General features: G+C 62.5%; 20 protein-coding genes and 1 pseudogene. 6 read left to right on the top strand and 15 right to left on the bottom strand.

Going from position 1 to position 22,067, the window contains the following annotated elements:
* Positions 1–87: 87 nt before the first annotated feature.
* Positions 88–789, bottom strand: a pseudogene (locus ACQ4MS_RS01925) (GNAT family N-acetyltransferase); the annotation flags it as partial.
* 131 nt (positions 790–920) lie between these two features.
* Here ACQ4MS_RS01925 and ACQ4MS_RS01920 point away from each other — a divergent pair.
* A complete protein-coding gene (locus tag ACQ4MS_RS01920; RefSeq protein ID WP_431097371.1) occupies positions 921–2,402 on the top strand; it encodes a PLP-dependent aminotransferase family protein in 1,482 nt (493 codons plus the stop codon).
* 20 nt (positions 2,403–2,422) lie between these two features.
* Positions 2,423–3,277 carry a PA4780 family RIO1-like protein kinase gene (locus ACQ4MS_RS01915; RefSeq protein ID WP_431097369.1) on the top strand — a complete coding sequence of 285 codons (855 nt, stop codon included), beginning with the start codon at positions 2,423–2,425 and terminating at the stop codon, positions 3,275–3,277.
* 7 nt (positions 3,278–3,284) lie between these two features.
* On the opposite strand, the gene ACQ4MS_RS01910 is transcribed toward ACQ4MS_RS01915, so the two are convergent.
* Positions 3,285–4,484 carry a multidrug effflux MFS transporter gene (locus ACQ4MS_RS01910; protein WP_431097368.1) on the bottom strand — a complete coding sequence of 400 codons (1,200 nt, stop codon included), beginning with the start codon at positions 4,482–4,484 and terminating at the stop codon, positions 3,285–3,287.
* 302 nt (positions 4,485–4,786) lie between these two features.
* Here ACQ4MS_RS01910 and ACQ4MS_RS01905 point away from each other — a divergent pair, with 302 nt between their 5' ends.
* A complete protein-coding gene (locus tag ACQ4MS_RS01905) occupies positions 4,787–7,216 on the top strand; it encodes a cellulase family glycosylhydrolase (protein ID WP_431097366.1) in 2,430 nt (809 codons plus the stop codon).
* Between the two features lie 20 nt (positions 7,217–7,236).
* On the opposite strand, the gene ACQ4MS_RS01900 is transcribed toward ACQ4MS_RS01905, so the two are convergent.
* Both ACQ4MS_RS01900 and argE read right to left on the bottom strand, forming a co-directional pair.
* Positions 7,237–8,196: a tripartite tricarboxylate transporter substrate binding protein gene (locus ACQ4MS_RS01900; RefSeq protein ID WP_431097365.1), complete on the bottom strand. Its 960-nt coding sequence runs from the start codon at positions 8,194–8,196 to the stop codon at positions 7,237–7,239.
* Between the two features lie 58 nt (positions 8,197–8,254).
* Positions 8,255–9,481, bottom strand: coding sequence for an acetylornithine deacetylase (gene argE, locus ACQ4MS_RS01895; protein WP_431097364.1), 1,227 nt, complete (start codon positions 9,479–9,481; stop codon positions 8,255–8,257).
* Between the two features lie 261 nt (positions 9,482–9,742).
* Here argE and ACQ4MS_RS01890 point away from each other — a divergent pair, with 261 nt between their 5' ends.
* Positions 9,743–10,252: a DUF1993 domain-containing protein gene (locus ACQ4MS_RS01890; protein ID WP_431097363.1), complete on the top strand. Its 510-nt coding sequence runs from the start codon at positions 9,743–9,745 to the stop codon at positions 10,250–10,252.
* Positions 10,253–10,296: 44 nt separating this feature from the next.
* Here the strand turns inward: ACQ4MS_RS01890 and ACQ4MS_RS01885 are convergent, their stop codons facing one another.
* From ACQ4MS_RS01885 to ACQ4MS_RS01855, 7 genes are all read right to left on the bottom strand, one after another.
* Positions 10,297–10,800 (bottom strand): hypothetical protein, encoded by a 504-nt coding sequence (locus ACQ4MS_RS01885; protein WP_431097362.1) that lies wholly within the window; start codon positions 10,798–10,800, stop codon positions 10,297–10,299.
* A 720-nt stretch (positions 10,801–11,520) separates the two neighbouring features.
* Entirely contained in the window at positions 11,521–12,231 is a 711-nt protein-coding gene (locus ACQ4MS_RS01880; protein WP_431097360.1) for a hypothetical protein, read from the bottom strand.
* Between the two features lie 145 nt (positions 12,232–12,376).
* On the bottom strand, positions 12,377–13,243 hold the full coding sequence (locus ACQ4MS_RS01875; protein WP_431097358.1) for a class I SAM-dependent methyltransferase: 867 nt from the start codon (positions 13,241–13,243) through the stop codon (positions 12,377–12,379).
* 398 nt (positions 13,244–13,641) lie between these two features.
* A complete protein-coding gene (locus tag ACQ4MS_RS01870) occupies positions 13,642–14,121 on the bottom strand; it encodes a DUF4864 domain-containing protein (RefSeq protein ID WP_431097357.1) in 480 nt (159 codons plus the stop codon).
* Between the two features lie 30 nt (positions 14,122–14,151).
* On the bottom strand, positions 14,152–15,042 hold the full coding sequence (locus tag ACQ4MS_RS01865; protein WP_431097355.1) for a PhzF family phenazine biosynthesis protein: 891 nt from the start codon (positions 15,040–15,042) through the stop codon (positions 14,152–14,154).
* A 120-nt stretch (positions 15,043–15,162) separates the two neighbouring features.
* Positions 15,163–15,399 (bottom strand): hypothetical protein, encoded by a 237-nt coding sequence (locus tag ACQ4MS_RS01860; RefSeq protein WP_431097354.1) that lies wholly within the window; start codon positions 15,397–15,399, stop codon positions 15,163–15,165.
* A 222-nt stretch (positions 15,400–15,621) separates the two neighbouring features.
* Positions 15,622–16,074, bottom strand: a complete 453-nt coding sequence (locus ACQ4MS_RS01855; protein ID WP_431097352.1) for a carboxypeptidase regulatory-like domain-containing protein — start codon at positions 16,072–16,074, stop codon at positions 15,622–15,624.
* 259 nt (positions 16,075–16,333) lie between these two features.
* Here ACQ4MS_RS01855 and ACQ4MS_RS01850 point away from each other — a divergent pair, with 259 nt between their 5' ends.
* Complete coding sequence (locus tag ACQ4MS_RS01850; protein ID WP_431097351.1) at positions 16,334–16,996, top strand: alpha/beta hydrolase; 663 nt, start codon at positions 16,334–16,336, stop codon at positions 16,994–16,996.
* An 85-nt stretch (positions 16,997–17,081) separates the two neighbouring features.
* Here the strand turns inward: ACQ4MS_RS01850 and ACQ4MS_RS01845 are convergent, their stop codons facing one another.
* The gene (locus ACQ4MS_RS01845; RefSeq protein ID WP_431097350.1) at positions 17,082–18,371 is read right to left on the bottom strand and encodes an MFS transporter; all 1,290 of its coding nucleotides are present in this window, start codon (positions 18,369–18,371) and stop codon (positions 17,082–17,084) included.
* A gap of 62 nt (positions 18,372–18,433) precedes the next feature.
* Positions 18,434–19,159: a hypothetical protein gene (locus ACQ4MS_RS01840; protein WP_431097349.1), complete on the bottom strand. Its 726-nt coding sequence runs from the start codon at positions 19,157–19,159 to the stop codon at positions 18,434–18,436.
* A 358-nt stretch (positions 19,160–19,517) separates the two neighbouring features.
* Between ACQ4MS_RS01840 and gshA the strand changes: the two genes are divergently transcribed.
* Positions 19,518–21,110, top strand: a complete 1,593-nt coding sequence (gene gshA / locus ACQ4MS_RS01835; RefSeq protein WP_431097348.1) for a glutamate--cysteine ligase — start codon at positions 19,518–19,520, stop codon at positions 21,108–21,110.
* Positions 21,111–21,352: 242 nt separating this feature from the next.
* On the opposite strand, the gene ACQ4MS_RS01830 is transcribed toward gshA, so the two are convergent.
* Both ACQ4MS_RS01830 and ACQ4MS_RS01825 read right to left on the bottom strand, forming a co-directional pair.
* Entirely contained in the window at positions 21,353–21,577 is a 225-nt protein-coding gene (locus tag ACQ4MS_RS01830) for an oxidoreductase-like domain-containing protein (protein WP_431097347.1), read from the bottom strand.
* A 23-nt stretch (positions 21,578–21,600) separates the two neighbouring features.
* A complete protein-coding gene (locus tag ACQ4MS_RS01825) occupies positions 21,601–21,876 on the bottom strand; it encodes a hypothetical protein (protein ID WP_431097346.1) in 276 nt (91 codons plus the stop codon).
* Positions 21,877–22,067: the final 191 nt, after the last annotated feature.

The following is a 22,067-nucleotide window of genomic DNA, read 5'->3' as shown; positions in this document are numbered from 1 at the left end:
CCCTGAAGCCCGTTGCAAAAGGAGACTCCTTGTCTGGCGCCGCCGCTATGCCACCGTCGTTGCCGGTACATCGTGCATCAGGCGGCGGCGGATTTCGGCCAGCGGCAGGACCTGCGCACCCTGCACATCAAAGTTATCCGGTGAGAGCCAGCTGTCGAAGGCTTTCTTCAGGAGCGGCCATTCACCGTCGATGATGGAAAACCAGGCGGTGTCACGGGTCCTGTTCTTGTAGACAAGCAACTGCCGGAAAATGCCTTCAAAACTGAAGCCGAGCCTGGCGGCCGCACTGCGCGACGGCGCATTGAGGCTGTCGCATTTCCATTCATAGCGCCGGTAGCCGAGCGTCTCGAACACCAGCTTCATCAGCAGGTACTGGGCTTCGGTGGAAGCGCGGGTGCGCTGCAGCAGCGGCGAGTAGATGACGTGCCCGACCTCGATGACGCCGTTGGAGGTGTCCATGCGCATCAAGGCCAGCGTTCCGACCGCGCGCTGGGTGTCCGTATCCACGACCGTGTAATGCAAAGGGTCGGGACTGGCCGCATTGCGTTCGAGGTAGGTGTCGAAGTCGCTGCGCGCTGTAAACGGCTCAGGGCCGAGGTAGGTCCAGGCCCGCCCGTCGCGTGCGCAGGCGTAGGCGGCGAACAGGTCGTCGCCGTGCTGCCTGGCATCCAGTGGCTCGAGGCGGCAGTACCGGCCTTCGAGTGTGATGCGCGGCGGTCTTTGCCTTTCCGACCAGCCCTGAATAGGTTGACCAATCGGTTGGCCGTAGGAATTTGTGCGTGGGGTCATCGGTCTTCCTGTGAGTGTTGAAGGCCGAGGTTAAGATCCTCGTGGCACTTCATAAAGTGCCATTGACTTATCATTTAATGGTGCCACGATCTTTCGACGAAGTTCGAAGATTCATACAACCCGCTCGCGCGATGTCCTTCACCCAGTCCGTTTCAACGCATTCCGCCCGGCAGGATTTCCTCGAAGCCCCGCTGGACAGGGCCCATGCCGAGTCTCTGCAGCGCCAGCTTTACCAAAGGCTCAAGGAGGGAATCCTCAAAGGTCAGCTTGCCGCGGGCAGCCGCCTGCCTGGTTCGCGTGCGCTGGCGGAAACACTGTCGGTCTCACGGAACACCGTGACGATTGCCTATGAACACCTGATTTCCGAGGGCTATGTCCGCGCCGACCGGAAGGGAAGCACCGTAGCCGCCCTGATGCGTCCGGTCCAGCGGGAGGCGCAGGCCGAAAACAACGCGCCGTCCCGCGTGGCATTGCGCCTTTCCCGCATTCGCTCGAGCCCTGCGCGCTCGGACACCAGCACTGCCTTGCGGCCAGGTGTGCCGTCCCTGTCCCACTTTCCGTTGGCCGTCTGGCGCAGGATGCTGGATCGTGCGGTGCGAGAGGCCTCGCCGGCGGAACTCAACTACGGTGACCCCTTCGGTCAGGCCGAACTGCGCGCCGCCATTGCGGCCCATGTGGCACGCACACGCGGTGTGCACTGCGAGCCGTCGCAGGTCATCGTGACGGAAGGTGCGCAGGAGGCCTTGATGCTGTGCGTACGCCTGTTGACCAACCCGGGCGACACGGCCTGGGTGGAAGACCCGGGTTACCGCGGCGCCAAGGCGGCCATGCATGCGGGGGACCTGCGCATCGTGCCGAAACGCATGGACGAAGAGGGCCTGCACGTTGGTGCAGCGGACTGGCGTTCGCGCACACCGCGGCTCATCTACACCACGCCTTCGCACCAGTACCCCACCGGCGCGGTGATGTCGGTGGCGCGGCGCCTGGCGCTGATTTCTGACGCACGCAAGCACGGCACCTGGATCATTGAGGACGATTACGACAGCGAATTCCGTCACTCCGGTGAACCCATAGGCGCGATGCAGGGCCTGGTGGCCGATGCGCCGGTGCTCTACGTCGGCACATTTTCCAAGACCATGTTTGCTTCGCTGCGGTTGGGCTTCCTGGTGATGCCCCCGCGCCTGCTGGTCTCGGCACAGGATGCCTTGCGCGAGATGCTTCGCGGTGGCCACAGCCATGAGCAGCTCGCCATGGCCGGCTTCATCGAGTCCGGGCAGTTTGCACGGCACCTGGGCCGGATGCGACGGCTGTACCGTGAGCGCCAGCACGCCCTGCGGGGCGCGCTGACGCGGCACCTGCGCGTTCCCCACATCATCGAAGGTGGGCAGGGCGGCCTTCACCTGGCTGTGCGGTTGCCGCGAGACTTCCCGGACGCACGCATTGCGGAAGCTGCCCGGCAGTACGGGATGGCGCCCATGCCGCTTTCCTCGTTTGCCATGGCGCCGGCGCTTGAGGACAACGGCCTTGTGCTGGGCTACGGCAACACTGCGACGGAGCTGCTGGATCCACTTGTCAAACGCCTGTCGCAGCTGGTGCTGACGGCGGGAGGCTGAACCCGGCGCACAATGGCAGCATGAAAACACCCAAGAGGCTGCAATCGCTGCTTGAAGAAGGCCTGATCGATACCGTGGTTCGGCAACTGATGAGCGGCAAGGAAGCCATGGTGTACGTGGTGCGCTGCGGCGACGAAACCCGTTGCGCCAAGGTTTACAAGGATGCCACCGAACGCAGCTTTCGCCAGGCAGTTGATTACACCGAGAACCGCAAGGTCAAGAACTCACGTCAGGCGCGCGCCATGGCCAAGGGCACGCGGTTCGGCCGGCAAGCAACCGAAGCGGCCTGGCAGAGCGCCGAGGTGGATGCGTTGTACCGGCTGGCTGCAGCTGGCGTACGCGTGCCCACACCGCATAACTTCTGCGATGGTGTGCTGCTGATGGAGCTGGTGACCGACGAGCACGGTGACGCCGCACCGCGCTTGAATGACGTGGAATTCACGCCCGAAGATGCGCGCCTGCACCACGCCACGCTGCTCACGGAAGTGGTGCGCATGCTGTGCGCCGGCGTTGTGCACGGCGATTTGTCCGAATTCAATATCCTGCTTGGCCTGACGGATGGCCGGCCCGGTCCGGTCATCATCGACCTTCCGCAGGCGGTGGACGCCGCCGGCAACAACCACGCGGGCCGCATGCTGTTGCGCGACGTAGGCAACCTGCGCGGCTTCTTCGGCCGTTTCGCGCCGGAGTTGCTGCAAACCGACTACGGGAGCGAGATCTGGGACCTGTACCAGCGCGGTGTGCTGCAGCCGGAGTCGGTGCTGACCGGCCGCTTTGCCCACAAGACCGGGCCGGTCAACCTCGGCGCCGTGATGGGCGAAATCGACGATGCCCGGGCCGAGGAATCAGCCCGGCGGCTGCGCATGCAGGGTTAGAGCGCTCTTAGTGTGCCGGAGCGGCGACGTGCTTGCCGCCCAGGGTGCCACGTGCCGTGACATAAGCCAGCAAGGCGCATCCAGCGATGCCGGCCACCATGGGTCGGGCGCTGCCGTCCACGAAAAGGCCCACCACGGCCATCACCACCGCTCCGGTGACAAACTGCAGGGTGCCCATGAGGGCAGAGGCCGTGCCGGCAATGGCGCCATGTTCTTCCAGTGCCAGTACGGCGGTTGTGGGCACCACCAGGCCCAGAAATCCATAGCCCACCAGCATCAGCGCGATCATCACGTCCAGCCGTTCGATGCCCGCCATGTTGAGCACCAGCAGCAGGGTCATCACGGCGGCATAGCCCGTCACGGCCACCTTGACGATGGGCACGAGCCCGAAACGTGCCGCCAGCTTTCCGGTGAACTGCGAGACCCCGATGAAGGACGCCGCGTTGACGGCAAAGGCGATGCTGTATTGCCGTGGCGTGAGGCCGTAATGGTTGATCAGTACGAAGGACGAGTTGGCAAGGTAGGCAAAAAAGCTTGAGATGCCGAAAGCGCCGATGAACACCAGGCCCATGAAATGGCGGTCGCGCAGCAGCACGCCGTAAGCCGACAATGCGCTGCCAAAGCTGCTGTCCACGCGTTGCTCTGGCGGCCGCGTTTCCGGCAGGGTGCAGGCTACCAGCACCAGCCCCGCAGCGGCGGCCACCGTGACAGCCCAGAACACGCTGCGCCAGCCAAAGGCCTCAATGAGGAAGCTGCCCACCAGCGGCGCCAGGATGGGCGAGACGCTGAAGACCAGCATCAGCAGGGACATGAGGCGCGCGGCGTCATGGCCGGTATGCAGGTCGCGTACCACCGCGCGGGGCACCACCATGCCGGCGCAGGCGCCCAGGCCCTGGATGAAGCGCAGCACGACCAGCGTCTCGACGTCCGGGGCCAGCGCACAGCCAATGCTGCCGGCGGCAAATAGCAGCAGGCCGAAGTACAGCGGCGGCTTGCGGCCCACCATGTCGGAGATGGGGCCGTAAATGATCTGCCCGATGCCGAGAGAGATGAAAAACGCCATCAGGCTGGCCTGCACCGCACCCATGGAGGCACTCAGGCTTTGCCCGATGGACGGCAACGCGGGAAGGTACATGTCGATGGCGAAAGGGCCGATGGCGGACAGCAAACCCAGTACCAGGGCTGCCTGGAAGAAACTTTTTGTCATGAATGAAATGAAATAGAACCGCTTGTGTATTGGTAACAAGGAGAAGGGCCTTGCACCAAACGGCACTGTTAAAAACGCCATTGCAAACGCACCATGACGGAGCGCAGTGGTGGAGCGCAATGACGGTAGGGAATTACTTGCGATTGTCGCTGACCTCGCCGCCTTTTGCTTGAACGTCGCCAACAACCTGTCAGGACTTACAGGCGTGAAATGTAAGCGGGGCGCTGTGTTGATTCAAACTGTAATGAAGCCGCGATACGGGGTTTAACCTGAGGTCTTTGCACGAACAGGAGCCCATTCCGATGCATAGACGTGAATTTTCCCAAGCCGCTGTGGCGGCGGGCGCACTGGCCGCCTTTGGCCCTTTCATGGCGGCCCGGCTTGCCGGCGCCGCGACGCCTCTCGCAGCGGCCGGTACACCTGCGATGGGGACCAACCTTTCCGGTATGGAATGGGCCAAGCCAGGCCTGCGTCGCAACACGAGTTCTGCCCCCAACATCCATTTCACCGTACCGCGCAAAGTCGATGTGGCTTATCTGGCGTCCTGCGGCTTCACCAAAAACAGGCTGCCCATTCAATGGGAACTGCTGCAGCCCATGCTGCATGACACGGTCGCCAACACTGCGGTCAAGGCGGCAATCGGCAATCCGGGCGTTTTCCATGCCGCGTATGAGAGCTATATCACCGGTGTGCTCGATGCCCATGCAGCGGTGGGCATGAAGTGCATCATCGACAATCACAATTACGGACGCTACCAGGACTTCAGGTTTCAGGCTGACGGCTCCGTGCTCGGCTTGGTTGTGCCGTCAGACCCGCTGGTGCGGCCCTACACCAGCGATGCCAGCCAGGTGCAGGTGAGGATCTTTTCACTGGCACCGGGCGCTACGCTCAAGCAATCCCAGTTTGCGGATTTCTGGGCGCGTGCCGCCACAAAATGGAAGAGCCACCCCGGCTTCGGGGGCTATGGCCTCATGAACGAGCCGCACGATTTACCCAAGCCGGGCGGCCTGATCGCCTCGAATGAAGAAACCGTGACGGGCGGCGAAGACCTGGCGATCGTGGCGGCGTATTCGCAGGCCGCCATTAACGCGATCCGGGCCATCGACCCCGTCAACCCCATTTATGTGGGCGGTAACCAGTACAGCGCGGCCATATCGCTCGGCACCAAGAACCCGGGCTTTCCACTGACGGGCGCCAACCTGGTGTATGAAGTGCATGTCTACCTTGATGCTTTCGGCAGCGGTGCCTCCTTCGATTACGACACGGAAGTCGCCAAAAACTACAGCGCAGGTTTCGGTGTTGGGCCCATCAAGGCGTCGACGGGCATGGACCGCCTCAAGATTGCGGCTGACTGGGTACAGGCCAGGGGCGCGAAGCTGGCGCTCACCGAGATCGGCATGCCGATTGACGACCTGCGGTGGCAGGTGATGTTTACCCAGGCCGTCAACTATGCGCGCCAGGTCAACTGCGAGGTTTATAGCTGGATGGGCGGCAACCACTGGCCCATCCACAACTACGCCATCAACCATGTGCCGGGCTGGCACCAGAACCGCACGCTCGAGCCGCTGGTGTCGGGGCCGATGAAGGCTGCAGTGGGAATTGTGCAGGCCACTCTTTACGACGACGGACCCGGCTATTCGCCCGCCGGCGCGCCGCTGACGTTCACGGTCTATGCCCGTGGCAACCTGGCGCAATCCGTGAGGCTCACGGTGGCTTCAAACAATGGCGGCACGCTGAGCAAGACCAGCCTTGTCATTCCCGCGGGGGCCAACGGCCAGGACACCTTCACCTTCACACCGGCAGCCAATCGCGTGACGACACTTACCTATACCAGCGACGGGCAACTGTCTGGCCAGGTACCGCCTCCACGCAAGGTGTTCTCGCTCACCGATCCGGTGGCCCACGCCGCCTCCAACCTGGCCGACGCGGCCCTCGCCATCATCGCGAAATACAGCGCCTGCAAGTGGGACATGACCCAAGGCTACACCGACTACATGCTCGGCACGGTTGCGGCCGCTGGGCAGGCGGTGCGAGCGGTGTCGGACTCGGGCTACGGCTCCAGCGCAGGCAATGCCATGGAGATGATCAACTGGATCAACCGAGACGGTCCTAACATGGGCACGATGGCGCCGCCAGTCATGCGTATCAACGCCGGCGGCAAAAAGTATTCGGACCACAGTGTTTATGACACGGCTGGCTTCTGGTGCAAAAAGTCAACGCCCATGGCTGGAATCCAGCCCAATCCGAAAAACCGCGTGCCCTACAACATCGAGGATCCTCATTTCGCCCTTGCCGCGGTGAGTATCCCGGGGACAACCAACACCGGCGTGGTGTTCCAGGCTTCGAAGACCGAGGAGTTGTACACCTCGGACCTGGGTTTCACCAACAGCCAGCCGCACGCCAAATGGGTGGATTCCAGGGGGCAGACCGTACAGCTGATCAGCGCCGCGAAACTGGCGGCGGGTGTTCCAGCCGTCATGGCACTCACGTCCGCGCCGGGTGCCCAGAGGCTGCGGGTCAATTCAGTGCAGGTGGGTGCGGCCAGCGCCACGCTGGCGCCGGGTGTGTGCAGCCAGATGCTGATCGGCTGGGGTTACCTCAGCTACTATCCGCGCGGCAGCTTCAGGGGACATATTTATGCTGTCATCGCAGGCAAGGGCGCCCCTACCGTGGCCGAGCTCGCCGTGCTGGAAAAATACCTGGCCTCTGTGGCAGGCGTCACCCTGACATAGACCGGCAGGAGGCGCGGTACCTATTCGACCCTGGCGCCCGATGCCTTCACCACCTCGGCCATGCGCTTGTAGTCTACGGCCAGCAGTTTGGTGAAGTCGGCATTGTTCAGGGCCAGGGGCTCGATGCCCTGCTTGTCCAGGCGCTCAAGGATGACGGGGTCCTTGAGCAATCTGGCCATGGCGGCGTTGACGCGGCTGACTTCTGCTGACGGTGTGCCCGCAGGGCCCAGCAGGCCAAACCACGAGTCAAACTGGTAGCCCGGCAAACCGCTTTCGGCAATGGTGGGTATCTCCGGCAGGTATCTGGAACGCTTGGGTGAAGTGACCCCGATCAACCGGATGCGGCTGTCCCTGGCAAAAGCCAGAGCGCCTATGCTGGCAGCAATCACGGCTTGCGCGCGGCCCGAGATTACTTCATTGATGGCTTCTCCCGTGGCCTTCAGCGGCACGTGCACCACATCGATGCCTGCCAGGCCGTTGAAATAAGCCATGGACAAATGTGTGGCGCTGCCGACACCGGCGGTGGCGTAGTTGAGCTTGCCCGGGTTAGCTTTGGCGTAGCGGATGTATTCGGCCGCGGTTTTGGCGGGCACATCGGGGTGGATCATCAGCACGTAATCGGCTGTGCCGATATGTGCCATGGGGGCGAAGTCTTTTTGCGGGTCGTAGGCAAGCCTGGTGTAGAGCGTGCCGGCAATGTTGTGGCTGGCGGCGGCCAGGACCATGGCGCCGCTGTCAGGCGGCAACTTGGCGACATAGCCGGTGCCCACTGTGCCGCCTGCGCCGGGCCGGTTTTCAACAATCACCGTTTGTCCCAGTGCCACACCCAGTTCGGCGGACATCGAGCGGGCCAGAATGTCCTGTACCCCACCCGGTGCAAACGGCACTACGATGCGCGCAATTTTGGGATTGGCCTGTGCGAAAACGCTGCCCGCCGTAACTGCCAAGCCGGTGCCCAGGAAATCTCTGCGTTGCATCATGTTTGTTCTTTCGGGTGAGCTGAAGTGGTTTCGGTTGCGGTTTCGGTTCAGTGCGGGTTCACGATGGATTTACGCAGAGTTCATCGGCCAGGCGGCGCATGAAGCGCTCGCACCAGGCAAGTTGTTCGAGTGTGACCCATTCGTTCGGCTGGTGTGCCTGCGCAATATGGCCGGGGCCGCACACGATGGTTGGCACACCGGCCTGGTGGAACAATGCAGCTTCCGTGCCAAAGGAAACCTTGCCCGCTCCGGAACTGGCATCCACGTCCGCGCACTTGAAGCACAGCTGTGCGATTTCGCTGTCTGCTTCAGTCGCAAAGCCGGGCAGCACGGAATTGAGCTTGTGGGTGATGCCAGTATCGGCTGCCACGGCTTGCATGGCCGGTACCAGGCTGTCGGCAAAGGATTTGGCTTCATTGAATAGATCCACCGGTGAATTCATGTGGTGGTGGCGGATCTCCCAGGTCACGTCGCAGTCGCGCGGAATGATGTTGAGCGCGGTGCCGCCGGCAATCACTCCGGTGTGAATGGTGGTGTGGGGCACGTCGTAAATGGGATCGAACGGACCTTCTTTCGCCAGCCTGCGGTGCATGGTCTTGAGGTGGGCGACGAACTCGCAGGCGATCTCCACCGCATTCACGCCCAGCGGCGTGAGCGATGAATGTGCTTCAAAGCCGCGCACCGAGGTTTTGTAGGCATGCTTGCCTTTGTGTGCAATCACCACCTGCATGCCGGTCGGCTCGCCGACGATGCATCCCGCGGGCTTGTTGCCCTGGTCCACCATGTCGGCGATCAGCCGGCGCACGCCGATGCAGCCGACTTCCTCGTCATAGCTGAAGGCCAGGTGAACCGGTCGCTTGAGTTTGCGCTTGAGTAGCTCGGGCACCATCATCAGCGCCGTGGCGCCATAGCTTTTCATGTCGGTCACGCCGCGGCCATAGAGCTTGTCGCCAATGACTTGCGCGGCGAAAGGGTCAGTGTTCCAGGGCTGGCCGTCCACCGGCACCACATCGGTATGACCCGACAGCACGATGCCGCCCAGTCTGGTTTCGCCATCCTCAGCCGGCAAGGTCGCCCACAGGTTGGCCTTCTTGCCACTGTCGTCGTAGGTGCGCCGGCATTCAATGCCGAGCGCTTCCAGCCGCGCCTGCGTCCAGTCGAGCAGGGGCAGGTTGCTGTCACGTGAGACGGAAGCAAAGGAGATCCATTTTTCGATGAGGGGCAGGGCGGTGAGGTCGGCGGCCTGGACGGCACTGTGGGTGGCGTTGGGGAGAGGGGCATTCATGGAGGGCCTTTGTGGGACACGATACCGGCTTTCGAACGGAGCCGGGCCGGGCAAAGCGGCAGACGGGGGCGAAAATTGTATGACAGCTTACTATTTTTTCGCCCGCGGCGCGGCGCGTGGCTTGACGGGCCATTGGCAGGTTACCAAACGTTCTGGCGGCAACCCGGCGAGAATGCACCCGGGCCGCGTGCGCGGCACCGCAACCGGCATCCTGGTTTGCGTATGGCACTTTCCCTTTGACTCCTTCACCCGAAAGCACTTATGAGCAGCAGCATTTACACCACGTCCATCCCCGTTTTCAAGCAGATGCTGGGCGGCCTCAAGGGCGTCCTGGCCAAGGCTGAAGCCCACGTGGCTGCCAAAAACATTGACCCCAATGCCTTGCTGCAGGCGCGCCTCTTTCCCGATATGTTCCCTCTGTTGCGCCAGGTGCAGGTAGCCAGCGACTTCGCCAAGAGCGTGTCGGCCAGGTTGGCCGGCGTGGAAGTACCGAAAATGGAAGACAAGGAAGCGACGTTTGCCGAACTGCAGTCGCGTATTGATACCGTGCTGGCATTTATCGGCGGGCTGGATGCCGCAAAGTTTGATGAGGCGGCTACCCGTGAAATCATCACGCAGGCTGGGACGCCCAAGGAAAAGCGCTTCACCGGTCAGTCCTATTTGCTGAACTACGGTTTGCCGCATTTCTTTTTCCATACCACCACGGCGTATGCCATCCTGCGCCACAACGGCGTGGAGGTCGGTAAAAAAGATTACATCGGCACGTACTGAGCCCGTCAGCAGGCGCTTGCTGTTCCCGCTAGTGGCGTGCCGGACTATGCCTGCGCAAGCGCGGGCGTAGCCGGTCCGGCGGGAGCGCGTGGCGCATAGCCGCTGCGCGGCCGTGTGGCGCTTTGCATCCAGATGGTCGGGTCCGGCAGATCCTGGTGAGGGCAACTGTCGCCGCCATCAAGCTGCCAGGAAATGCCGTGGAGCCATTCATTGGCACGCGGCTCAAAACGCATGATGTCCGCCATCAATACTTTCTGGAATGCCGCCGCATAGGTCAACAGGCGCAAGTCCCAGTGTTTCATGATGATCCGCAGATACATGCCTTCACCATGTGTGGGGTTGGCGGTCAGCAACATCTGGCAGTCGAGCCAGTGCGACGGAATGCCCGCCCGGCGGGCGGTATCCCGTAACAACACCTGAATGAGCTGCTGACGCACCGCGATGGTGGATTGCTCATCGCCGGGGACAGAGATACCTGATTCATGAGAGGTGGCGCCTGACGCCGTTTTAGCCTGGTTTTTCAATCCAAAGAGCTGGTGAAGTTTCATGAGGTGCCTGCTATCGCGTTGCGGCGCCAGCCGTTTTGGGAAGACGCATTTTTCGCCTTGGCCCTTGACTGACACCGTGTGTTACAAAGTGTTAACACTGTCGACGACTGGAGCTTACAAGTCAAGTACCCGGCTTTTTAAAACCGGAAATTTTTCATGAAAATGTGGCCAGAATGCCTTCTGCTGTGGGCTTCGGGTGGTGGCTTTACAGGCGGAAACCCACTTTAGACGGGCTTTTTTGACCACATGGTAGTTGGGGCAGCCTCGAAAACCCACAACAGCTCGCGCTTGAGACGATCAGGATATAAATGTTTTTTTGTGTAACTTTTTGATGATTTTTTTGACCAGAAAACGACGCGCCGGCCTCGTGCAAACGGTTGGGATATTGGGGGCAGGCCAGCCGTTCAGTGCGTGTACGCGCCAGATGGCATACAGCGCTGAAGCCCGCCGGCTGATGATGGAGGTGGTATTACCCGCCTCTACGCCGACGTGAGGGGCAGCCGGGCCGTCGGCACAACGAGGCCCGGCTGTTCAAAACCAGGCAGCGCCCGGTCGGTTCACTCGCCTGTTTGGCGGAGGCCATTTTTATGTGAAAAGAGCCCTTCGGCCGGTAAAAACGGGCGCAATCAGCTATTAAATCGATAGCGATTTTTGCTGCCGTACGCCGCCGTTCAGCATGGAATGAAGGGCGAATGGCAGGCGCTGGTATGAACGCTGGCGTTATTTTCCGTTGCCGCCGCCGCCGCCATTGCCACCACCATTACCGCCGCCATTGCCACCACCGTTTCCGCCGCCGTTCCCGCCGCCATTGCCGTTGTTGTTATTCTGGCTGCCACTGCCGCTCTTGCCCGATTCTTTTCCGGAACCCAAGGCTTTACCGGAGGCATGGGCCGTGGCAACTTTGTTGGCGTGAATACCGTCATTGGCTTTCTTGTCGTTCTTTGCGGTGTGGGAAGCGCTCACGACGGAGCCCAGCTTCACGCCCATGCCTTGGGCGATCTGGCCCCAGCCAAGCCCTTCAGCCCTTTGCGAGAGCACGCCGCCCAGTGCGGCTGAGAGCTGGGAGGGCGTAGGGTTGGTAATGCCTTGTTGGGCCAGGGAAGTTTTGGACAGCGCAAGTGCGATGTTGATGTTGCCGTAGCCCATTTTTCCGGTCGCCGGTGAAAGGCTTGCCGCCGGTGCGGTGGGGTTGGCGGGGCTGGGGCTCAGTGAAATCGTTTTGCCCGTGCGCAATCCCTCTACCAGCGCCGCGGCATTTTGGGGTGAGCCGGCAAATGCGCTGTAGCTACTCGCCAGCCTGTCGCCCTGTGGATTGCCTGTCGTGGTGCTGACACTGGTGCCGGTTGTTTGCGCGGCGACAAGTCCGCCGGCCAGAAGCATGGCGGTGGCCGTTGCGGCGATGGTCATGGTGGTAATTTTTTTGATCAGCATGGGGTGTCTCTCTTTCTGAATAACCTGAAGCCGGCCGGACCGCGACATGCGGAGCGACCTTTTGTGATCTTAAGGGCTGCGCGGCGCTGCCCGGCGGGTTTCCGGCGTTGTCCTACGGCAAGGCCCGCCAAATGAACCTTGAGCACTAGGCGCGCACAAAATAGATGAAAGTGGTGCCCGGAAAAATATGCCGGTAAACAGGCCGGGTAACCACCCTGGCCAGGTTTTTGGGCTGGAGCAGGCCCGAGGCGCTGTTGTACAGCCGATAGAGATTGGGGCGCAACGGCTTCAGGCCGAACTCTTTCCCGAAAGCGACCAGCGATTCGTGGCTGAACGCGTTGATGTGCTCAAGCGGGGCGATGGGCATCTGGTCTTCCGGCGAAAGGGCGCCGAAGTTTTTTGACTGGCTGATCTTTTTCAATGCGGCGGCCGCATTGGGAACACTGATCTTGATAACCCCATCGCCGGACAACGCGTCCCGCAGTTTTTCAAGGACAACCCTGGGGTCCGTCAGGTGTTCAAAGACCTGCTCCGTGTTGATGAACCTGAATCTCCTGGCCGGCAAGTCGGCCAGGCTGACAACCCGAATTCCCACCGACCGGCCGTGCCGGGCGCGTTCTTCAGAGAGTTCCACACCCCAGACATTGCAGCCAAATCCCATGGCCATTTTTGACCAGTGCGCCCAGCCGAACCCGAAGTCCAGGGCATCCAGCTCGGCGGGCGGAAGCCCGAAATACTGAATGATGAACTGGACCTGCTCGGCCAGATAACGGTATTCGTCCAGGCTGTAGTTGCGGTGTTCGCGGTCCAGTTCGGTGCCGGGAACCCAGCCGTTGTAGATCTCGCCCAGCAACGGGTCACCAGGGACTTGTTGTTGAAAGACCAGGCTGCACCTGTTGCAGCGGGCAAGTGTATAGACGCCTTCATCCGCTGTATGGGACGCGTGGCCTTCGTAGTGCCTTGAGAGGTAGGCCTGTATGCCTTTGCCGGAGTACGGCTCTTCATAGACCACGGACAGTGAATCCGAAAGGCAACCCGGACAGTGCGTCCTGAACTTCAGGGCCGATTCGTGTGGGGTGGTGCGCTGGGGTGGTTGTCTCCGGGGTGGCGTCAGAATGTCTTCCCCCGGATGTCTGGACCCAGTAGGGAGGTGCAGGAATTCAAGCGAGCTGGCAGGCATATTCATGGAGTGGATCCGCAATGCCACAAATGCAGCAGTAGCTGGCCACCTTAGCCGTCAGCGGGAGGGGCCGGGTAACCCTCTGTAAATCGCGTATCGGCGCTGTTGCCTTTAACGGGACTGCCTGTGGCAGGAATTTCCGGTGCATGTGACAGCGCTTCACCCGCCCTGGCACAAACTTCTGCCCTCTGGAGGCGGGCTTGCCTGCCTTTAAAAGAGGGGCTGGTGTGTCATGCCATCCGGCCCTTGTTTTCGACCACCACGCAGCCGGTAATACGCCACGCTTTGTTTCTTTGCCGTTCCAGGCTGTAGACCGCCAGCCATGATGTGCCGCTGGTATCGGCCATCTGCACGCGCTGGATCACCTGGTCATCCTTGCCGTCGGATTTGAGGAATGCCACCGATGCCGGCCGGTACACCACAGGGTAGTCACGCCGCACCATCGCCATGAACGCCTGGGCTGACCCAACCGCCTTGCGCACATTGGGTGCCGCAAAAGAAAACGCCTTGTCGGCGTCGTCTTTTGCGAAGGCAGCCAGCTGGGCTTGCACGACGGCGCGCACGTTCCTTTCGTCTGCCGCGGTAAAGGGCGCCGCGCCTGCCGGTATTGCCATGCAGAGCATTGCCAGCATCGCGCCAATGGCAGCGACCCGCCGTGCATGCCGGGTCAGGAAGGCCGGGAGAGTCAAGCGTGTCAGGCAGATTTTCATGATCTATCTCCTTGAGCCAGCGGATGCAACCTAGAGGAGCTGGCCGCGCGCCAGCACTACGACGCCACCGCTGACCAGCATCTCACCGGCCGCATTGGCTTGCACCGTGATGCGGCTGGGGCGTCCGGCAAACCGCCCCTGCCTGAGAGTGATGACCTCGTTCGCCTTTGCCGCGCCATGATGCAGCAGGTAGGCGCCTGCCGGCCCGGCCGCGCTTCCCGTGGCAATGTCTTCTACCAGGCCGGCGTTGTCCCAGGTACGGCCTTCGCGCGCCGACACGTCCAGAACATAGGCAAATTTGGCGCCTGCCGTGGCGAGCAGGGTCTCAAAGTCGGGGTGCACAATTTTTGCGCGCTCCAGGCCGCCGACCACGGGCACCAGCAGATAGGGAAGGCCGGTGGATACCACCTGCAGTGGAAAACGCACGTCAAGCTGCGCAGCGCCCAGCCCGAGTGCCGCAAGAAAAGGCAAGCTGTCGGCATGGCCGAGTGCGGCCCCGACGCTGGCCACACCCTGGTTCATGCTGGCGTTGTAAGTGCCCTGCGGGCCCTCCTTGCGCGTGGTATTGATGGCCACTGCCCGCGTGCCCAGCATCAGTGTCCAGTCGGCAGCAGGCTGGTCGGCCGCATGCAGGTGATGCAGCAAGCCCGCCGCGCCCAGCAGGGGATGGCCTGCGAAGTCGAGCTCCTCATCCATCGTGAAGATGCGCGCTTCAAACCGGTTCCCGGGTCCGTCGGGCGTGATGAAGATGCTTTCGAATTGCCGCATCTCGATCGCCAGCCGCTGCATCAGGCGCGCCGGCAAAGGGCTCTCTGGCAGGAACACGGACAAGCCATTGCCGGCCATGGCTTCGTGGGTGAAAACGTCCACCTGGTAGTACTGCAACCCTGTCACGGGCGGCATGGTTGTCATCGCTGTCATGGGGCGATTGTCCTGCAGGAAATTATGGGTTGCAGGTGATTGCGGCGGCACCCGGCGATGCGGGCTACCGCTTCTTGGGCGCCTTGTTCAACGGTCTTGCACCGTCAGGCCGTCAGCGGCTTAAATCCCGAGCAGCTTCTTGGCGCCGCCCAGAGCCTTCATGGAGTCGTCGTGCTTGCCTTCTTTGTGAAACTTTTCGCCGTCGGCGCGAAGTTCTTTTACCTTGGACAGGTCGGCGGGCGAGAGCTTGGGGCTGGTTGCGAGCTTGGCGTCAATCGCCTTCATCTCGTTGGGGCAGTTGTGGGCAAACGCCAGGGACGAACTGGCCAGGGCGATGGCGGCAATGATGAGCTTCATGTGAATCTCCAACCTGCGTCAGAAAATGCTGACGCCAGATGCTAGCAAAGCCTCCGGGATGGCACAAGCTGCAGGCAAGGCCGGCTCAGACTGCCTGGCCGATCTGCAGCCTGTCCGCATCGATGAAGCGTCCGGAAGGGTGCCCTCGTCTATTGCGTGAATCAGTTCGGCGACGGTGCGCATGGTGGATGGGCCTGGTGGAGGCAGGCGGGCCCGGTGTGGTCAGGATCCAGTCTTGTCTGCGCTCGTGGCCCAGAGGAACACCGCCCTGGAGGATTTTCCTGCCTTCACGTCAACCCTTCTGTGCAGGGTCTGCCCGGCCAGCGTCGCGTCCACCGCATAGCTGCCTGGCGCCAGCCGGGCCAGCAGGAAGGGACCTTCCGACACGGCTTGAAGAACTTCATTCCCCCGGGCATCGCGTATACGTACTGTCACGTCGGCAGCGAAGCTGGCGCGCTGCTTGTCCTTGATGGCGAATTCCAGCGCCAGCGGCCACTGCCCGGTAGCCTTGCGGATCGCTGCGGATTCGTCGGCGCCGATGCCGCCGCTCAGGTATTGAACTTGACCGCTGGTGCGCACTGCGGGCAAGGGCGCGTCAGCCTGGGCCAGTGCGCCGCCTGCCAGCAGCGCGCTCCCTACGGCCACCCAGGCGGTCTTGCGGATCAGGGTTTTCATTTCAACATGCTCCTTTCTGGTCGATGGCCTGTCGATATCCGCCAAGGCCCGGCCAGGTGGCCTTGTCGTCACACCGTATCAGCCTTGCGCGCCAGGTGTACGGTGCGCCTGCAAAGCATTGTTCGCGGGTCGGCTTAGGCCGGTCTTAAGCCAGGGAAATGGACGCAAGACACCGCCTAAAATCCCTGACGGTCCGCCTTGCAGCTGCAAGCCCGCAGCATTCGACCTTGCCTTGCCACTCCAACCATCGGATTCCTCCATGTCCCTCGAAGTTATTGAAGCCCAGACGGGCGACAAGCCCGTCGCCACCGTTCTCATCATGCATGGCCTGGGAGCCGACGGCCGGGACTTCCTCCCCATTGCAGAGCAGATGAATCTATCCAGTGTGGGTGATGTGCGCTTCCTGTTTCCGAGCGCGCCCAGCATTCCGGTCACCATCAATGGAGGCTATGTCATGCCGGCCTGGTATGACCTGCTGGGGGCCGATCTGGTCAGCCGGCAGGATGAAGCCGGTTTGCGCAAGTCCCAGGGCGCCATCGAAGCATTGATCGCCCGGGAAAAGTCGCGTGGCATTCCCGCCAGCCGCATCGTGGTGGCGGGCTTTTCCCAAGGCTGTGCCATGGCGCTGATGACGGGCCTGCGCCACGGCGAACGGCTGGCCGGTATTGCGGGCCTGTCGGGTTATTTGCCACTGGCTGACAAAACCGCCGCCGAGCGCAGCGCCGCGAACCAGGATGTGCCTGTGTTTTTGGCGCACGGCACGCGCGACGGCGTGGTGGTGCTGCCGCGCGCCACCGCCACACGCGACGCGCTCACGGCCATGGGCTATCCCGTCGAGTGGCATGAGTACATGATGGAGCACTCGGTATGCCCGCAGGAAATCACAGACCTGGAACGGTGGTTGTGCCGGGTTTTGGCCTGATTTTTACCGAAACTTCAAGCGAAAACCGGCTGTAGCCCTTGCAATATGGGCGCAGTAAGCTATCAAAAATATAGCAATCTGCCGCTCAAACCTGTCCCGCCAACGGCGTTGTCCCGGCGGCCCGCGCCATCTGCCGTATCCGCCACAGCAGGAAGAACGCAATACTGAAGTTCAGCAGGTTCCACGCAATGCCGTTGAGGAAGGCCGCCTGGTAAGACCCAGTCAGGTCAAACACCTTGCCCGACATCCAGCCGCCCAGCGCCATGCCCAGCAGCGTCGCCATGATGACTGTGCCTACGCGTGCGCCGGCTTCAGCGGGCTCAAAGTATTCCCGCACGATGATGGCGTAAGACGGCACGATGCCGCCCTGGAACAGGCCGAACAGCGCGGCAATGACATACAGCGACACCAATCCGTCGAACGGCAGGAACAGCAGCAATGCGACGCCCTGCAATATGGAGCCGAGCATCAGCGTGCGCAGCCCGCCGATGCGGTCGCAGATCACGCCTGAAACCAGGCGGCTCACCACACCGCAGGCCAGCATCAGCGACAGCATTTCAGCGCCGCGCGCCGCACCGTAGCCCAGGTCGGTGCAGTACGACACGATATGCACCTGCGGCATGGCCATGGCCACGCAGCAAGCAACGCCGGCAATGCACAACAGCAGCTGCGCCTTGCCGACGGGCAGGCCAAAGGGCGTGCTGCTGGTGGTCGCCGTGATGCCGCTGCTGCCCACCGTGGACGCGACGGCCACCGGCGGGCGCCTTCGCATCAACAGCGCCAGCGCCGTCATGGTGACAAAGCTGAAAAGGCCCAGCCACAGGTAGGTCTGGCGCCAGCCCACCGCCTCGACAAAGTGCTGCACGATGGGTGGCCAGATCGCGCCGCCCACGTAATTGCCGCTGGCGCACACCGCCACGGCAAAGCCCCGCCGGCGTACAAACCAGAGCGAGGTGTCAGCCAGCAACGGTGCAAAGGTGGCGGCAGAGCCCAGAAACCCGACCAACAGGCCGTGCGCCAGTGAGAACACCCAGATGTTGCCGGCCATGGCGGCCAGCGCAAAACCCAGGCCCAAGGCGGCCGCGCCAATCAGCAGCGGCACCATGACACCAAAACGATCGGCCAGCCGGCCCATCAGCACGCCGCCGATGCCAAAACCGATCATCAGGAAGGTGTAGGGCAGGGACGCGTCCGCCCGCGACACGCCGAATTCAGCCTGCACCGCGGGCAGCACCACGGCCACTACATACATGCCGCAGGCTCCCACAGTCATCAGGGCCAGCGTCACCATCAGGCGCATCACGGCGTAGCGCGAATCAACGAGAAGGGCGGAATCTTGCGCGGCCGCTGCCGCAGGAGTGAGGGGAGGGCTCATCGGGCGAGCGTACACCAGCGTCCGCCGCGCTGCAGGCCGCCCTGGGGCTTTTAAGCACGCATTTACAGGGGGGAAGGGCGCGTAGGTTCGTAACCCGCAGCGGGGCTGTCAGCCTGCTGACCCAGTTCCCGGTCGCGGATGCGGAAAAGGCGTTCCAGGTCTTTCATGGCCTCTGCGTCGGGCGCATTGGCCGGGAGCTCTGCCTGCGCATGCGATGCTGCCGGCTGTACCCCGGGGTTGGGTGCGATGGGGGCGGTTGGCTGCGGCGCAACAGCGGCCGCCGCCGTGGCGGGAAGCGGGGCCAGGGGTGCACTACGGGAAGGCCGGCCCGTGGAGGCAGGGGTCTGCCGGGCTGGTTCGGCCCAGTAGGACTTGTCGGGCATGGCCTGGTCGGGGCAGGTATCTCCCACGTCCAGCTGCCATGAAATGCCGTGCAGCCATTGGGCAGCCTGGGGCTCGAAGTGCGTGATCTCAACCATCAGGGCATTCTGGAAGGCAAAGGCGTACTTCATCAGCCGGTCATCCCATTGCCGCACGACCAGCCGCACCAACATGCCCGGCCCGCGGCTGCGGCTGGACACCAGCAGCATCTGGCAGTCAATCCAGCGCGGCGGAATGCCGTACTTGCGCATTGCGTCGCGCAGGAGCACCTGCACCAGGTGGCGGCGTGTGGCGTTATCCGAGCCGTCCTCAATGGTGAGCGGGTTGTCACGGCTGGGCGGGCCCCCGCTTTTGGATGGCGCCGTACGGGCAGATCCCCCGAACATGCTGGCTATCAGTTTTTTCATTTTGGGTAAGGCTAAATAGCCCTTCAGGCTGCAACCCGCTAAAACAAAGGGCTTACAGGGAGGGAAGGCAGGAGAGGGGGTGTGTTACGGAGTGTTTTTCATCGTCGTTCAGCTTGTCCTGCAAGTCAAGGGGAAGTTCAGCAAGTTGATATTCCGGCGTCGCTCGCTTTCCACACCCGATTCGCCCATGGGGGTGATTTTTGCCGGAAACGGTGATGCATGGCCCAAATCGTGCCAACGTGCACAGTCCCCGTGTCAGACCCCACCCGGGTTGTGCTGGCAAGCCCGAATGCGCCAGCGCAAAGCGCCGTGCTGTGATAACTTCCACGCCAATTCAAGATTCTGGGGGAATGACGATATGACCAAGTTGCTGGCGCCTGCGGGCGCGCTACAGGACCGCCTGAAAGCGCTGACCCCGGCCCGGCTCAAGGGCATGCGCCGCGGTATCGAAAAGGAAAGCCTGCGCGCCAAGCCCGGCGGCGGCCTGGCCTTGACTCCGCACCCCGCAGCCTTGGGATCGGCCCTCACCCATCCGGGTATCACCACGGACTTCAGTGAATCACAGGTGGAGCTTGTCACGGGCGCGCACGCCAGCCCTGAAGCCACCCTGCAGGAGCTGACGGAACTGCACCAGTTCACCTACCGCACCATGAAAGAGCTGGGCGACGAAATGCTCTGGGTGTCCAGCATGCCCTGCGGCCTGCCAACTGACGAAACCATTCCCATCGCGCGTTTTGGTTCGTCCAACGTGGGGCGTGCCAAGAGCGTTTACCGCATGGGCTTGTCCCACCGTTACGGCCGGCGCATGCAAACCATCTCGGGCATCCACTACAACTGGTCCCTGCCCGGAGTGAGCAGCGAGGAATATTTCGCGCTGATCCGCAACTTCCGCCGCCACGCGTTTTTGCTGCTGTATCTGTTTGGCGCCTCGCCGGCCGTCTGCTCCACATTTGTGGAGGGCCGCCAGCATGAACTGCAAACCCTGAGCGGCAGCACCATGTACATGCCTTACGGCACATCGCTGCGCATGGGGCGGCTGGGCTACCAGAGCGATGCGCAGGCATCACTGGCCGTGAGCTACAACAGCCTGGATGGTTACGGCGCGTCACTGCAGGATGCGCTCACCCGGCCTTATCCAGCCTACGAAGCGGTGGGCATCCGCAACCCTGGCGGCGACTACAACCAGCTGGCCACCACCTTGCTGCAGATTGAAAACGAGTTCTACGGCACCATCCGGCCCAAGCGCGTGATTTACCCCGGCGAGCGGCCTTTGCATGCGCTGCGCGAACGCGGCGTCGAATACATCGAAGTACGACTGATGGACCTGGATCCTTTCGAGCCCGTCGGCATCAACGCACAGACGATGCGCTTCCTCGATGTGTTCCTGCTGCATTGCCTGCTGTCGGACAGCCCCAACGACACGCCCCAGGAAATCGCCGAGCTCAAGCACAACCAGCACCAGACGGCGGCACGTGGGCGCGAGCCGGGCCTGAAGCTCAAGCGTGGGGGTCGTGAGATCGCGCTGACGGCCTGGGGCGCCGAAGTGGTGGCGCAGTGCGCGCCTATCGCTGCCGTGCTGGACGCAGCGCATGGCGGCACGCCCTACAGTGACGCCCTGACCATGGCCAGCGCCGCGCTGCTGGACGCCAGCACCTTGCCCTCGGCCCGAGTGCTGGCCGCGATGGCTGGCAGCCACGACAACTCCTTCATCAAATTCATCCGCGCGCAGTCCGAGAAGACCCAAGGCATTCTGCAGGCCCAGTTGCTGTCGCCTGACCAGCTTGCCCGCTTCGCGGCATTGACCGAGGCATCCCTTCAGGAACAGAAGAAAATCGAAGCCACTGACACCATGCCGTTTGAGCTGTACCGGCAACAGTATGTCTCGGCTGAACGCCTGGGCATGCCCGGCCGCCAATCTCGGCACACCCCTGTTGGGGCTCACTTCGTGTAGCCCCCTCTCCCCTTGCAGGGGACAGGCGCCTCGGGGCCGGCGAAGCCGGACCCCGGCCCCCACTGGTGAATTGGTATCCCCTATCGGCATTCACTTCGTGTAATGCCTTTTCCCCTTGCAGGGGACGGCGCCTGCGGCCTGGCAAAGCCAGTTCCGCGGCCCCTACTGGTGAGTAGGCGCACCCCATCGACACTACTTGGGCACTATCAATTCAGTAGCTGGCGGCGCAGAGTTCTATTGGGCTATAGCCCGATTTGGTGCTTGAAAATCGCTTCTTCGGCGTCTTCCCGCCAGTACGCTGCGGCTGCGTACCAGCCTTCCCACACGCAGCCGTTGCAGCCGCGCCCGCAGCAGCTGTCGGGCTCAGGTGGCGGCGCGCGCAGGGTGATGCCAGTGGCGGCAGCGCGTTGTTGCAATCCGCTGAACATCACCAGCGCGGCGTCTCGGTCACTTGGGCTTTCTGGCATGGGCCTTGGGGGAAAAGCCGGCGTCAGGGTTTGGCGGGTGCCGTCATGCGCCGGCGGGCATAGAGGCCGACGAATGCACAGCCCAGGACCAGCGCAAACCAGCCCACCAGTGACGATTTGGCGACGATGTTCTGCATGCCTGGCGAGGTGATGAAGTAAGGCGACACCAGCACGCCTAGCCCGATCAGCACGCACAGGATGCCTTTGATCAGCAGTTCGTTGTTGGCCTTCAGGAGTGACGCGGCCAGTCGCCTGGCGGGAACGTTGGGTTTGCGGTCGGGAGCGGCGGGTAGTGGCATGAGGGTCTCGGTGGTTGGGGGCGCGGGCAGCCGGCGGGGCCGTTCTGTTGCCGCGCCGCGGGTTTGTGGCGGGCATGGGGCCGCTGTGACCCCGCCGTGCCCTCGTCCTGAAGGTGGACGGGGCGGTGAGGCCATTACCCCTGATTGTCCTACATCACAGTCCTGCCGCTTGCCGCCTGAAAACGGCTGTT

Origin of the sequence: Polaromonas aquatica (genome assembly GCF_050626995.1) — a bacterium.
Classification (GTDB): Bacteria; Pseudomonadota; Gammaproteobacteria; order Burkholderiales; family Burkholderiaceae_C; genus Polaromonas; species Polaromonas aquatica_A.
Note: the sequence above shows the minus strand (reverse complement) of the source record. Positions and strands in the feature narration are given on the sequence as shown.

Excerpts from the sequence above, each read along its gene's own strand:
- ACQ4MS_RS01920 (WP_431097371.1), top strand. The coding sequence starts at position 921 with ATGTCCTTCACCCAGTCCGTTTCAACGCATTCCGCCCGGCAGGATTTC.
- ACQ4MS_RS01915 (WP_431097369.1), top strand. The coding sequence starts at position 2,423 with ATGAAAACACCCAAGAGGCTGCAATCGCTGCTTGAAGAAGGCCTGATC.
- ACQ4MS_RS01910 (WP_431097368.1), bottom strand. The coding sequence starts at position 4,484 with ATGACAAAAAGTTTCTTCCAGGCAGCCCTGGTACTGGGTTTGCTGTCC.
- ACQ4MS_RS01905 (WP_431097366.1), top strand. The coding sequence starts at position 4,787 with ATGCATAGACGTGAATTTTCCCAAGCCGCTGTGGCGGCGGGCGCACTG.
- ACQ4MS_RS01900 (WP_431097365.1), bottom strand. The coding sequence starts at position 8,196 with ATGATGCAACGCAGAGATTTCCTGGGCACCGGCTTGGCAGTTACGGCG.
- argE (WP_431097364.1), bottom strand. The coding sequence starts at position 9,481 with ATGAATGCCCCTCTCCCCAACGCCACCCACAGTGCCGTCCAGGCCGCC.
- ACQ4MS_RS01890 (WP_431097363.1), top strand. The coding sequence starts at position 9,743 with ATGAGCAGCAGCATTTACACCACGTCCATCCCCGTTTTCAAGCAGATG.
- ACQ4MS_RS01885 (WP_431097362.1), bottom strand. The coding sequence starts at position 10,800 with ATGAAACTTCACCAGCTCTTTGGATTGAAAAACCAGGCTAAAACGGCG.
- ACQ4MS_RS01880 (WP_431097360.1), bottom strand. The coding sequence starts at position 12,231 with ATGCTGATCAAAAAAATTACCACCATGACCATCGCCGCAACGGCCACC.
- ACQ4MS_RS01870 (WP_431097357.1), bottom strand. The coding sequence starts at position 14,121 with ATGAAAATCTGCCTGACACGCTTGACTCTCCCGGCCTTCCTGACCCGG.
- ACQ4MS_RS01865 (WP_431097355.1), bottom strand. The coding sequence starts at position 15,042 with ATGACAGCGATGACAACCATGCCGCCCGTGACAGGGTTGCAGTACTAC.
- ACQ4MS_RS01860 (WP_431097354.1), bottom strand. The coding sequence starts at position 15,399 with ATGAAGCTCATCATTGCCGCCATCGCCCTGGCCAGTTCGTCCCTGGCG.
- ACQ4MS_RS01855 (WP_431097352.1), bottom strand. The coding sequence starts at position 16,074 with ATGAAAACCCTGATCCGCAAGACCGCCTGGGTGGCCGTAGGGAGCGCG.
- ACQ4MS_RS01850 (WP_431097351.1), top strand. The coding sequence starts at position 16,334 with ATGTCCCTCGAAGTTATTGAAGCCCAGACGGGCGACAAGCCCGTCGCC.
- ACQ4MS_RS01845 (WP_431097350.1), bottom strand. The coding sequence starts at position 18,371 with ATGAGCCCTCCCCTCACTCCTGCGGCAGCGGCCGCGCAAGATTCCGCC.
- ACQ4MS_RS01840 (WP_431097349.1), bottom strand. The coding sequence starts at position 19,159 with ATGAAAAAACTGATAGCCAGCATGTTCGGGGGATCTGCCCGTACGGCG.
- gshA (WP_431097348.1), top strand. The coding sequence starts at position 19,518 with ATGACCAAGTTGCTGGCGCCTGCGGGCGCGCTACAGGACCGCCTGAAA.
- ACQ4MS_RS01830 (WP_431097347.1), bottom strand. The coding sequence starts at position 21,577 with ATGCCAGAAAGCCCAAGTGACCGAGACGCCGCGCTGGTGATGTTCAGC.
- ACQ4MS_RS01825 (WP_431097346.1), bottom strand. The coding sequence starts at position 21,876 with ATGCCACTACCCGCCGCTCCCGACCGCAAACCCAACGTTCCCGCCAGG.